10 protein-coding genes are annotated in these 13004 nt (G+C 73.2%); all 10 read left to right on the top strand.

Going from position 1 to position 13004, the window contains the following annotated elements:
* Nucleotides 1-39: 39 nt before the first annotated feature.
* The 10 genes from NL142_RS04660 to NL142_RS04705 all read left to right on the top strand — a co-directional run bounded on the left by NL142_RS04660 (nt 40) and on the right by NL142_RS04705 (nt 12973).
* A complete protein-coding gene (locus NL142_RS04660) occupies nt 40-2532 on the top strand; it encodes a DNA polymerase III subunit gamma and tau (RefSeq protein ID WP_435081156.1) in 2493 nt (830 codons plus the stop codon).
* Nucleotides 2533-2538: 6 nt separating this feature from the next.
* Nucleotides 2539-3138, top strand: coding sequence for a recombination mediator RecR (recR, locus tag NL142_RS04665; RefSeq protein WP_012297640.1), 600 nt, complete (start codon nt 2539-2541; stop codon nt 3136-3138).
* 109 nt (nt 3139-3247) lie between these two features.
* On the top strand, nt 3248-4513 hold the full coding sequence (locus NL142_RS04670) for an aspartate kinase (protein ID WP_012037587.1): 1266 nt from the start codon (nt 3248-3250) through the stop codon (nt 4511-4513).
* A 62-nt stretch (nt 4514-4575) separates the two neighbouring features.
* Nucleotides 4576-5670, top strand: a complete 1095-nt coding sequence (locus NL142_RS04675; RefSeq protein WP_435081157.1) for an aspartate-semialdehyde dehydrogenase — start codon at nt 4576-4578, stop codon at nt 5668-5670.
* 87 nt (nt 5671-5757) lie between these two features.
* Nucleotides 5758-7236 carry a malate:quinone oxidoreductase gene (locus NL142_RS04680; RefSeq protein ID WP_194683139.1) on the top strand — a complete coding sequence of 493 codons (1479 nt, stop codon included), beginning with the start codon at nt 5758-5760 and terminating at the stop codon, nt 7234-7236.
* Between the two features lie 69 nt (nt 7237-7305).
* Nucleotides 7306-8490: an Rv2578c family radical SAM protein gene (locus NL142_RS04685; RefSeq protein ID WP_435081158.1), complete on the top strand. Its 1185-nt coding sequence runs from the start codon at nt 7306-7308 to the stop codon at nt 8488-8490.
* A gap of 70 nt (nt 8491-8560) precedes the next feature.
* Entirely contained in the window at nt 8561-9259 is a 699-nt protein-coding gene (locus NL142_RS04690; RefSeq protein ID WP_435081159.1) for a helix-turn-helix transcriptional regulator, read from the top strand.
* Nucleotides 9260-9934, top strand: coding sequence for a thymidine kinase (locus tag NL142_RS04695; RefSeq protein ID WP_043584435.1), 675 nt, complete (start codon nt 9260-9262; stop codon nt 9932-9934).
* Between the two features lie 355 nt (nt 9935-10289).
* Nucleotides 10290-11684, top strand: coding sequence for a tyrosine-protein kinase domain-containing protein (locus NL142_RS04700; protein ID WP_435081160.1), 1395 nt, complete (start codon nt 10290-10292; stop codon nt 11682-11684).
* 305 nt (nt 11685-11989) lie between these two features.
* Nucleotides 11990-12973, top strand: a complete 984-nt coding sequence (locus NL142_RS04705; protein WP_435081161.1) for a hypothetical protein — start codon at nt 11990-11992, stop codon at nt 12971-12973.
* Nucleotides 12974-13004 lie beyond the last annotated feature (31 nt).

The raw sequence follows: 13004 nt of genomic DNA on the forward strand, positions 1-13004 counted from the left end.
GGCGGCCGGATGGTCGGGGGTGCCCGGTATCCTCGGGCTGTGGTCACCGCCCTGTATCGCCGTTATCGGCCAGAGAACTTCGCCGAGCTCATCGGCCAGACGCAGGTGACGGATCCGCTGCGCACCGCCCTCCGCACCAACCGCGTCAACCACGCGTACCTGTTCAGCGGCCCGCGCGGTTGCGGCAAGACCACGTCGGCCCGCATCCTCGCCCGCTGCCTCAACTGCGCAGAGGGCCCCACCGACACCCCGTGCGGCGTCTGCCCCAGCTGCGTCGAGCTCAGCCGCGACGGCAGCGGATCCCTCGACGTGGTCGAGATCGACGCCGCGAGCCACAACGGCGTCGACGACGCGCGCGACATCCGCGAGCGCGCGGTCTTCGCCCCGGCCCGCGACCGCTACAAGATCTTCATCCTCGACGAGGCCCACATGGTCACGCCGCAGGGCTTCAACGCGCTGCTGAAGATCGTGGAGGAGCCGCCGGAGCACGTTAAGTTCATCTTCGCCACGACCGAGCCCGACAAGGTCATCGGCACCATCCGCTCGCGCACGCACCACTACCCGTTCCGGCTCGTGCCGCCCGCCCAAATGCTCGACTACGTGGAGCACCTCTCCCGCGAGGAGAGCGTGCAGGTGGCGCCCGGCGTCCTGCCGCTCGTGGTCCGCGCCGGCGGCGGATCCGTGCGCGACACCCTCTCCCTGCTCGACCAGCTCATAGCCGGGTCGGAGGACGAGAGCGTGGAGTACGAGCGCGCCGTCGCCCTCCTCGGCTACACGCACGCGGCCCTGCTCGACGAGGTCATCGACGCGGTCGCCCGGCACGACGCGGCCGCGGCGTTCGCGGGGGTGGACCGGGTCATCCAGACCGGCCAGGATCCGCGCCGCTTCGTGGAGGACCTCCTCGAACGACTTCGAGACCTCATCATCGTGGGCGCCACATCCGCCGAGGGCGCCGCGGCCGTGCTGCGCGGCACCCCGGAGGACGAGCTCGAGCGCATGCGCGCGCAGGCCGTCGCCTTCGGCGCCGTCGAGCTGTCGCGCGCCGCGGACGTGGTCAACGCCGCCCTCACCGAGATGACCGGCGCGACATCGCCGCGCCTCCACCTCGAGCTCCTGGTCGCGCGCGTGCTCGTGCCCGCGAGCGACGACACGCACCGCGGCGCCCTCGCGCGGGTCGAGCGCCTCGAGCGCCGGGTCGGCGTGGCCGACGCGGGGGCGGATCCGGCGCCCGCCGCGGTCGCACCCGTCACGACGCCCGCTCCCGCTCCCGCAGCGGCTCCCACGCCTGCCGCCAAGCCGGCTCCCGCCGCCACGCCCGCACCGGTCGCCACGCCCGCACCGGTCGCGGCTGCGGATCCGGCCCCCGACGCGAAGCCCACCGAGACCGGCACGTCGGCACCGGCCGCATCCGCTCCCGACGAGCCCTCCGCGTCCTCGTCCGGCACGAGCGCACCGACGGCGGAGGCGCCGGCGGCGACCGCACCCTCCGCGCCCGCCGCACCCGTCGGCCCCGTCACCTTCGAGCAGCTGCGCGACTCCTGGCCGTCGGTCGTCGAGGCGGTCGAGAAGGCCAAGCGCAGCGCCTGGCTCGTCGCCGTCACGGCCACACCGCGCGCCCTCGCGGGCGACGTGCTCACGCTGTCCTTCGTCAGCGCGAACGACGCGGAGAGGTTCAAGGAGCGCGGCGCTCCAGGCCAGGGCGTCAGCGACATCCTGCGCACCGCCATCCTCGACGTGCTCGGCATCCGCGTGAAGTTCATCGCCCGCGTCGAGCCGCACGGGGGCACCGGCGCTCCCACCGGCCCGCCCGCTCCCACCGGCGGCGGATCCGCGTCGCCCGCGCCCGAGGCCTCCCGACCGGCGGCGTCCCCCGCCACGTCGACCAGCGCGCGATCGAAGGGCGGGAGCGCCACCACGACGTCCGCTCCGACCAGCCCGACGGCGTCGACCGCGTCGTCGTCACCCGCGGTGACGACCCCAGCGGCGAAGTCACCGCCCGCGAAGACCACGCCGGCAGGCGGCGGCTGGGCCACCGTGGCCATCCCCACGTCCGATCCCGGCGCATCCGAGGCCCCCGCCGTCCGGGCGCCCGCCTCCCGCCCCGAGCGGTCCGCCCCCGCGGCCCCCGCGGTACCGCCGACGGCACCGGCGGCCGCCCCGCGCGCCACGGCTCCGAGCGCGCCCGCCCGCGGATCGTCGGTCGTGCCCGACGCGCACGTCCCCGACTTCGAGGAGCCCGAGCCCGACGTGTTCGGCCCCGCCGAGCCCGGCTGGGCCACCGGCGGTGCCTCTCCGGACTCGGCCCCGCCCGTGGCCCGATCCGTGCCCGTGCAGCAGCAGCCCGCCGCGGCGTCCGGATCCGCTCCACGGCCGGACACGCCCGCCGCCGCCGCCCCGGCCGCGTCCGCGTCCGCCGCGCCCCAGCGCTACGGCGAGTCCGTCGTCCGCGAGCTCCTCCAGGCGACCTTCATCGAGGAGAAGCCCGTCGAGCGCAAGGCCCGCCCCACAATCCGCCCCACAGGTCAGGACTAGCGCCGCATGTACGAGGGAATCGTCCAGGAGCTCATCGACGAGCTCGGCCGTCTGCCGGGCATCGGCCCGAAGTCCGCCCAGCGCATCGCGTTCCACATCCTGCAGACCGAGACGTTCGACGTCTCGCGCCTGGCCGAGGTGCTCACTGTGGTCCGCGACAAGGTGCGCTTCTGCGCCATCTGCGGCAACGTCAGCGAGGAGGAGACCTGCGGCATCTGCCGGGATCCCCGCCGCAGCCCCGCCACCATCTGCGTGGTCGAGGAGGCGAAGGACGTCGTCGCCATCGAGCGCACGCGCGAGTTCCGCGGGCTCTACCATGTGCTCGGCGGGGCCATCAGCCCCATCGACGGCATCGGGCCGGACGACCTCCGCATCCGACAGCTCATGCAGCGCCTCGCCGACGCCACGGTCACCGAGGTCATCATCGCCACCGATCCGAACCTGGAGGGCGAGGCGACCGCCACCTACCTCTCGCGGCTGCTCTCCACCTTCGACATCCGCGTCACGCGCCTCGCCTCCGGCCTCCCCGTCGGCGGCGACCTCGAGTACGCCGACGAGGTCACCCTCGGCCGGGCCTTCGAGGGCCGGCGCCTCGTGGGGGAGTGACCCCGGCGGACCGCCGCGTCCGCGCCGTCACACGGCGGGCCCACGGGGACCTCCGCCCTAGAATCGTCATCCGGGCCGCCCGCGCCCACCCGAACCCCAGGAGTCGCCCGTGAGCCTCATCGTGCAGAAGTTCGGCGGATCGTCGGTGGCCGACGCCGAGAGCATCAAGCGCGTCGCGAAGCGCATCGTCGCCACCCGCAAGGCCGGCAACGACGTGGTCGTCGCCGTCTCCGCCATGGGCGACTCCACGGACGAGCTGCTCGACCTGGCCCACGAGGTCACGCCCATCCCCGCGCCGCGCGAGCTCGACATGCTCCTCACCGCGGGCGAGCGCATCTCCATGGCGCTGCTCGCCATGGCCATCAAGAGCATGGGCTACGACGCGCGCTCCTTCACCGGCAGCCAGGCCGGAATGATCACCGACGCGCAGCACGGCGCGGCCCGCATCGTCGACGTCACGCCCGGCCGCGTCCGCGACGCGCTCGGCGAGGGCGCCATCGCCATCGTCGCGGGCTTCCAGGGCTTCAACCGCGGCACGGGCGACATCACCACGCTCGGCCGCGGCGGATCCGACACCACGGCGGTCGCGCTCGCCGCGGCGCTCGGCGCCGACGTCTGCGAGATCTACACCGACGTCGACGGCATCTTCACGGCCGACCCGCGCGTCGTGCCCCTCGCCCGCAAGATCGACCGGATCACGAGCGAGGAGATGCTGGAGCTCGCGGCGTCCGGCGCGAAGGTCCTGTACATCCGCGCCGTCGAGTACGCCCGACGGCACGGCGTCCTGCTGCACGTCCGCTCCTCGTTCACGCACAACGAGGGCACCATCGTCTACAACCCCACGGATGGAGAGAATGTGGAAGAGCCCGTCATCGTCGGTGTCGCCGCCGACCTCAGCGAGGCCAAGGTCACGGTGGTCGGCGTCCCCGACGTCCCGGGCAAGGCCGCGCAGATCTTCACCATCGTCGCCAAGACCGGCGCGAACATCGACATGATCGTGCAGAACGTGTCGGCCGCCGCCACGAGCCTCACCGACATCTCGTTCACGCTGCCGAAGTCGGACGCGCAGCGCGTCCTCACGGTCCTCGCCGCCGAGAAGGACGAGGTCGGCTTCACCGGCCTCCAGCACGACGACCAGATCGGCAAGCTCGCGCTCGTCGGGGCCGGCATGCGCACGAACGCGGGCGTCTCGGCGCAGCTCTTCACGGCGCTGTCCGACGCGGGCATCAACATCGAGATGATCTCCACCAGCGAGATCCGCATCTCGGTCGTCACCCGCGCCGACACCATCGACGAGGCCGTGCGCGTCGTCCACCACGCGTTCGGGCTCGACGCGGACGACGTCGCCGTCGTCCACGCCGGCACCGGCCGCTGAGCCGCACCCGCCCGATCCGCACGTCCGACCCGCACGCCCGCGCACCGCAGGAGGAGCCACCCGTGACCGACACCGCACCCGCCGGATCCACCGCCCCCGCTCAGGAGACCCCCGGCCTCCGCGTCGGCGTCGTCGGCGCCACCGGCCAGGTCGGCGCCGTCATGCGCCGCCTGCTGGAGGAGCGCGCGTTCCCGATCGCGGAGATCCGCTTCTTCGCCTCCGCGCGCTCCGCCGGCACGACGTTGCCGTTCGCCGGACGCGCCGTCATCGTGGAGGACGCGGCCACCGCCGATCCCACCGGTCTCGACATCGCGCTCTTCTCCGCGGGCGCCACCACGTCGCGCGCCCAGGCGCCGCGCTTCGCCGAGGCGGGCGTGCTCGTCATCGACAACTCGAGCGCCTGGCGCATGGACCCCGAGGTCCCGCTCGTCGTCTCCGAGGTCAACCCCGAGGCCATCGACGAGGCCCGCCGCGGCATCATCGCGAACCCGAACTGCACCACCATGGCCGCGATGCCGGTGCTGAAGGTCCTGCACGAGGAGGCCGGCCTCACCCGCCTCGTGGTCAGCACGTACCAGGCCGTCTCCGGATCCGGCCTCGTCGGCGCCGAGGAGCTCGCGGGCCAGGCCGAGGCCGCCGTCGCCGCGGGCCCGGACGCCCTCCGCCGCCTCGTCCACGACGGCCGCGCGGTCGAGCTCCCCGAGCCCGCCGTGTACCAGCGCCCCATCGCGTTCGACGTGATCCCGCTCGCCGGCAGCATCGTCGACGACGGCCTCTTCGAGACCGACGAGGAGAAGAAGCTCCGCAACGAGAGCCGCAAGATCCTGGGGCTGCCCGACCTCCTCGTCAGCGGCACGTGCGTGCGCGTCCCGGTCTTCACCGGCCACTCGCTCTCGGTCAACGCCGAGTTCGCGTCGCCGCTGAGCGTGGCCCGCGCCGTCGAGCTCCTGTCGACCGCGCCAGGCGTCGAGCTGTCGGACATCCCCACACCTCTCCAGGCCGCCGGCACCGACCCCAGCTACGTCGGTCGGATCCGCGCCGACGAGGGCGCGCCGGAGGGCCGCGGCCTCGCCCTCTTCATCAGCAACGACAACCTCCGCAAGGGCGCCGCGCTCAACGCCGTGCAGATCGCCGAGGTCGTCGCGGCCCGTCGCTGATCCCTCCCCGGCCGGCGCCCGTGAGGGTTCCCGTACCACTCCCCGCGACCCCGAGGGGGCCCCGAGGAGCGGGCGTACACTGATCCGGTGAGTGAATCAGCGGAACCGGTAGACGTCGTCCTCGTCGGCGGCGGGATCATGAGCGCGACGCTCGGCACCCTCATCAAGCAGCTCGAACCCGACTGGACCATCCAGATCTTCGAGCGCCTGGGCGAGGTCGCCATGGAGTCGAGCAACCCGTGGAACAACGCGGGAACGGGCCATGCCGCCCTCTGCGAGCTGAACTACACGCCGGAGAAGGACGGGAAGATCGAGATCGGGTCCGCGACCCGCATCAACGAGCAGTTCCAGCTCTCCCGCCAGTTCTGGGCGCACCTGGTCACGGCAGGCGCCGTGCCGGAGCCCAAGGAGTTCATCAACCCCACCCCGCACATGACGTTCGTCCGCGGCAAGGAGAACGCCGAGTTCCTCCGCCGTCGCTTCGACGCGATGCGCGCCCATCCCCTCTTCGAGGCGATGGAGTACTCGGAGGACCCCGCGGTCATCCACTCCTGGGCCCCGCTCCTCGTGCTGCAGCGCGAGAAGGACGAGGTCATCGCGGCCACGCGATTCGAGGGCGGCACCGACGTCGACTTCGGCGCCCTCACCAACAAGCTCATCGACTACCTCACGGAGCACGGCGCGGCCCTGCACCTCAATCACGAGGTCCGCGGCCTGTCGCAGAACCCCGACGGCAGCTGGCACCTCCGCATCCGCAACGACGTCGGCCGCTCGACCGTGCAGGTGGATGCGAAGTTCGTCTTCATCGGCGCGGGCGGCGGCGCGCTGCCCCTCCTGCAGAAGTCGGGCATCCCCGAGATCAAGGGCTTCGGCGGGTTCCCCATCAGCGGCGAGTGGTTCCGCACGGACGACCCCGAGATCGTCGCGAAGCATCGCGCGAAGGTCTACGGCAAGGCGGCCATCGGTTCGCCGCCCATGTCCGTGCCGCACCTCGACACGCGCGTGGTGGGGGGCGAGACCTCGTTGCTCTTCGGGCCCTACGCCGGCTTCAGCCCGCGCTTCCTCAAGAAGGGCTCGCTGCTCGACCTGTTCGCGTCGATCCGCCCGCACAACATCATCCCGATGCTCGCCGTCGCGAAGGACAACCTGAGCCTCATCAAGTACCTCGTCAGCCAGCTCATCGCCTCGAAGGAGACGAAGTTCGACGCGCTCCGCGAGTTCATGCCCACGGCCGACCCGAAGGACTGGTACCAGGTCACGGCCGGCCAGCGCGTCCAGGTCATGAAGAAGGACGCGAAGAAGGGGGGCGTGCTGCAGTTCGGCACCGAGGTCGTCGCGGCGGCGGACGGCAGCATCGCCGGCCTCCTCGGCGCATCGCCCGGGGCGTCCACGGCGGTCCCGATCATGCTCGACGTCCTCGAGCGCTGCTTCCCCGACCGCATCGCGGGATGGAAGAAGCCCCTCACGCGCATGATCCCGAACTACGGCACGCTCGTCGCGTCCGACCCGAAGAAGACGCCGAAGATCATCCAGGAGACCGCCGAGGTCCTCGAGCTCCAGCACTGACGGGACGGGCGGGCGCGAGATCCCGCCCGCCCGCTCGCATCCCGTTCGAATGTGTGTTCGAATGGGCGCATGAGATGGAGCGCGCAGAGGCTGTCCGACGCGAGCGCGGACGCGCTGCCCGGGCTCGCCCGCCTGAGCAACCTCGTGCAGAGCGTCCGCACCCCGGAGTTCCAGGGCGTCACGTTCCACGAGGTGCTCGCCAAGTCGGCCCTCAACCGCGTGCCGGGGGAGTCGAAGGTCATGCCGTACGGCTGGACCATCAACCCCTACCGCGGGTGCACGCACGCCTGCGTCTACTGCTTCGCGCGCCCCACCCACGAGTACCTCGACCTCGACGGGGGCCGCGACTTCGACGACCAGATCGTCGTCAAGGTCAACGTCGCCGAGGTGCTTGCCCGCGAGCTCGCGAAGCCCACGTGGACGCACGACGCCGTGGCGCTCGGCACCAACACGGATCCGTACCAGCGGGCCGAGGGCCGCTACGCGCTCATGCCCGGCATCATCGCGGCGCTCGCGTCGTCGGGCACGCCGCTGTCCATCCTCACCAAGGGCACGCTCCTGCGCCGCGACCTCCCGCTGCTCGCCGAGGCCTCGACGAGCGTGCCGGTGGACCTCGCGATGAGCATAGCCGTGCTCGACGACGAGCTGCAGCAGTCGGTGGAGCCCGGCACGCCCACGACGGCGGCGCGGCTCGCGACGGTCACGGCGATCCGCGATGCGGGCCTCGACTGCACCGTCTTCATGATGCCGATCCTGCCCATGCTCACGGACGGCGTGGAGCACCTCGACCACGCGCTCACCCGCATCCGCGAGGCCGGCGGCACGCGCGTCCTCTACTCCGCGCTGTACCTGAAGCCCGGCGTGAAGGAGTGGTACCTCCAGTGGCTCGAGCGCGAGCGCCCGGATCTCGTGGGCTGCTACCTCGACCTCTACGCGCGCGGCGCGTACGCCCCGCAGGCGTACCGGTCGTGGCTCAAGGCGCGCATGGATCCGCTGGTCCGCAGGCACGGGCTCGGCGGCGGGCGGGTGGATCCGCGCACCGGCGGCGTGCTGTCCCGCGCCGACCTCCCCGGCGTCGAAGCCGCACGCGCTCCGCACGGCGGCCGACCGCGCCCCGGCTGGAGCCAGGAGGGCGCGGACAGCCGCGCCACCACGGCACGCGGTCGCGGCAGCTGGACGCAGGCGCCGGCGCCCGGCCCGCTGGTCGCCGCGGCGCTGCCCGCCGCCTCGGCGACGCAGGCCACGCTGTTCTGACGCGCCGCACGGGGTGTCCGCCCACGCCCCCGGATGCCGTCCGGGCGCGCCCCCTGGCTAAAGTTCTGACATGACCAGCGTGCGCGACCCCGGGGCGGGCACGCGCGACGCCTCCGGGCGGTCGTCGCCGCAGCCCGTGCGCGTCGGCGTGCTCATGGGCCACGAGTCCGCGCTGGACGAGGTCTGCGCGATCCTCCGCCGCCGGGCTCCCGAGATCGACGTCGTGGTGAGCACGACGGGCTGGCTCCAGCTGGTGCGCTCGCCGCGCTTCCCGACGGACGTCGTCGTCGTCGACTACGACCTCGCCGACGCGGTCAGCCTCGAGGGCCGGATCCGCTCCTGCCGCGCGGCGGGAGCGGCGGTCGTGGTCCTGTCGCGTTCGGGTGCCGAGGTGGTCCGTCGTCGCGTGGTCGACGCGGGGGCCGCCGCGCTGCTGACCGGGCCCGTGCCCGCGGCGGACATCGTGGCCGCAGTCCGTGCCGTCGCCGCGGGATCCCGATCCGGTCAGCGGCGCGAGGACGGGGCGACGGGCGAGGGCGGCGCACGCGCCTTCGCGAGCCCCCGCCTCAGCCAGGGCGAGGAGCAGGCGCTCCGCCTCTACGTCACGGGTCGGTCGACCCTGGCCGTCGCCACGGCGATGAACGTCCAGTACGAGACCGCGAAGACGTACCTCCGCCGCGTCCGCGCGAAGTACCGCCTCGTCGGGAGGATCGCGGGCCGTCGGTCCGACCTGATCGATCGCGCCACCGAGGACGGCTACCTTCGGTAGATGGCCAAGCTCTACTTCCGTTTCGGCGCGATGAACAGCGGCAAGAGCACCTCGATGCTCCAGGCCGCCTACAACTACGAGGAGCGCGGGCAGCACGTTCTGCTCACGAAGCCCGTGATCGACACCAAGGGCGACCGCGACATCGTGTCCCGCCTCGGCGTCCGTCGCCCGGTGGACTTCCTCCTCGAGCCGGACGCGGACGTCTGGCAGGAGTTCGGGATCCACCGCGAGCGCGTCCTGCAGGAGAAGGGCGGCCCGACGGCGTGCCTCCTCGTCGACGAGGCGCAGTTCCTCCGCGAGTCGCAGGTGGACGACCTGCTGCGCATCGCGATCCTGCAGGACGTGCCCGTCATCGCCTACGGGATCCGCACCGACTTCCAGACGGTCGCGTTCCCCGGGAGCCGGCGGCTGCTGGAGATCGCGCACAGCCTGGAGGAGATGAAGACCATCTGCCGCTGCGGGCGCAAGGCCGTCTTCAACGCGCGCCAGGTCGGCGAGCGCTTCATCTTCGCCGGCGACCAGGTCGCGATCGACGGCGAGGACGTCACGTACATGTCGCTCTGCGGCGCCTGCTACCTCGCGGAGAGCGGGGGAGTGCTCACGAGCGGCCGGCCCGTCGAGGCGAGCGCGTCGGCATTCGGCTACCCCGCTGGCCCCGACGCGGACTTCGCCTGATCCGACCCGGTCGCCGGGCGGCGCGGGTCGTCAGTCGCGCAGGTAGCGGAGGCCGTACGCGGTGAGGACCCCCGTGATCAGCAGGGTGGCGAGCGGCAGGAGGGCGGCGCAGGCGTCGAGCATGGGGGCTGACCTCGTCTTCGGGTGAGCGGGCGGCGATGCGCATGGGGCAGGTGGGTGGCCTGACCCGCATCAACGCTAGACCGAGCGTCCCACCATGGGTCCGCCCCAGATGCGGGGGCGTCATCCGCGGGGCGTCATTCCCCGCTCCGGGGAACCGGAGCGGGTCCGCGGCTGTGGGAGCATGGGGCTCGAGCGCCGCTGGGGGGCGCTCCATCGACGAGGGGGATCGCCTGTGGAACTGCGTGAATACATCCGGATCCTGCGACGGTCGTGGGTGCTCATCCTGCTGGTCCTGCTGCTCGGCGTGGGCGCCGCGGCCGGCTACTCGCTCGTGCAGACGCCCGAGTACCGGGCGTCGTCCAAGGTCTTCGTCTCGACGCAGTCGGCGGGCACCGTGCAGGACCTGAGCCAGGGCAGCACGTTCACGCAGCAGGCGGTCAAGAGCTACGCCGACGTCGTGGCGACGCCCGTCGTGCTTGAGCCGGTCATCGCGCAGCTGGGCCTCGACGCCACGGCCGAGTCGCTGGCGCCGAAGATCACCGCCACCGCGGCGGCCGACACGGTCATCATCCAGATCTCCGTCGAGGACGAGCAGGCCGAGGCGGCCGCCACCATCGCCAACGCGGTGGCCCGCAGCTTCACCGACGTCGTCGCCGAGCTCACGCCGCTCGACGCCAACGGGCAGCCGCAGGTGAAGATCACCACCCTGCAGGAGGCGCGGATCCCGGCATCGCCCGTGTCCCCGCAGGTCCCGTTGAACCTGGCGCTGGGCGGTCTCATCGGCCTCGCGCTCGGCGTCGCGGCGGCCGTGCTGCGCGCCACGCTCGACACGCGGATCCGCGGCGAGCGCGACCTGCGCCTCGTCACGCACGCCCCCATCCTCGGCGGCATCGCGTACGACCCGAAGGCCAAGGAGCGCCCGCTCATCGTGCAGTCGGATCCGCGCAGCCCGCGCGCCGAGTCCTTCCGCAGCCTGCGCACGAACCTGCAGTTCCTCGACTTCGGCGGCCGCGCGCGCAGCTTCGTCATCACGAGCGCGGTGGAGCCCGAGGGCAAGTCCACCACGAGCGCCAACCTCGCCATCGCCCTGAGCGACGCGGGCGCCAGGGTCGCGGTCATCGACGCCGACCTGCGCCGTCCCAAGCTCGCGTCCTACCTCGGGCTCGAGGGGGCGGTCGGGCTCACCGACGTGCTCATCGGCCGCGCGGAGCTGAAGGACGTCCTGCAGCCGTGGGGCAACCGCAACATGTTCGTGCTGCCGGCCGGGCAGATCCCGCCGAACCCGAGCGAGCTGCTCGGATCGCGCACCATGGTCACGCTCCTCAAGGAGCTCGAGGCCGAGTTCGACACCGTGCTCATCGACGCGCCGCCCCTCCTCCCCGTCACCGACAGCGCCGTGCTGTCGAAGAGCGCGGGCGGGGCGATCCTCATCGTGTCGTCCGGTCGCGCGCACCGGGGCCAGGTCCACGCGGCCATCGAGTCGCTGAACAGCGTCGGCGCCGAGGTGCTCGGCGTCGTGCTGACCATGCTCCCGACCAAGGGCCCCGACGCCTACGGTTACGGCCAGTACGGCTACTCGTACGTGCGCCCCGACAGCGCCGAGACCACGAGCCCGGCCGCTCCCTGACCCGCCGCCGACCCGTGTCGTCCCGGCTGGTCCCGCGGGGGCCTGTACGATCCGGATGACACCACCGCTCGACCCCGCATCTCCCGTCGCGCGGATCGGCGGCCCGTGCTCCACCGGAGGAGCGGGTCGCGGCTCGTCGGCGGGGCGCGGACCGGATGCTGCCGCCCGCGAGGGTGAGCCGCCCGCGTGCCGCACGATGCCCGCCACACCGGGAGACACCATGTCGGCTCACGCCGAGGCGCCACCGCGCCGCCTGCGACGACGACCGTCCGACCACCGCGCCCCTCGACCCGCGGGTGCCGCGCGTGGCTAGGTCGGAGCCCGACGGCCGCAAGCCCATGGCCGTCACGGGGCGCACCCGGCGCCGTCGTCCGTCGCTCGGCCGCATCATCCCCGGGGTCGGCGTCACCGCGGTGATCGCCTTCCTCGTCATCGACCTGATCCTCGTCTCGGCCGCCGTGACCCGCACCGGCGCGGGGTCCGCCGACGAGGGCACGGCCGCCCCCGCGCCGTCCGCCGCCAGCACCGACGCCGCCGCGAGCCCGACGCCCGCGCCGAGCGCCACCGCGAGCACGACCGTGGCCGCGCCCACCGTCTTCCTCGCGGCGGGGAACGCCGAGGTCGCCTGGCGCACGACGGGCGGCGCCTGCACGGGCGAGCCGGCCCGCATCCAGACCACCATCGACGAGGGCCGCACCTGGGACACCCGCTCGACGGGCTCCTTCGACGCGCGCCGGATCCTCGCGCTGCAGGTGGAGAGCCCGGACGTCGGCAGCATCGTCGCCGACGTGACCGCCGCGTGCACCCGCACCACGCTCCAGAGCTTCACGGGCGGCGAGTTCTGGCGCGACGCGCCCGCGCTCACGGCGACGACCGCGTACGTCGACCCGACACAGCCCGGCACGGTGCAGCTCGTCCAGGGCCCGCGGGACGCTCCGTGCGACGACGCCGTCCAGGTCGTCGACAGCGGCCAGGCCGCCGCGGTCCTCTGCGGATCCGGCGCGCTGCACGTCCGCTCGGGCAGCGGCGACTTCCGCCTGGTCGACGCACCCGGCGTCCTCGCGCTCGCGCTCGGCGCGGACGGCATCCTCACGGCGGGCACCGCCGGATCCTGCGCGGGCACGAGCGTCGGCCGCATCGTGCCGGCCTCGGGCGCCGTGAGCGTCCTCGGCTGCGCGGCGGCTGCGCCCACCAGCGGATCCGTGGCCCTCTCGGCGGCGGGTCGCGACGTCTGGCTGCTCACCGGCGACTCCGTCAGCATCTCCGCCGACGGCGGGGCCACCTGGTGACCTCGGCGACCGGCCTCGCGCCGTCGCGGCG

It is taken from the genome of Clavibacter quasicaliforniensis, from assembly GCF_051201715.1.
GTDB lineage: Bacteria > Actinomycetota > Actinomycetes > Actinomycetales > Microbacteriaceae > Clavibacter > Clavibacter seminis.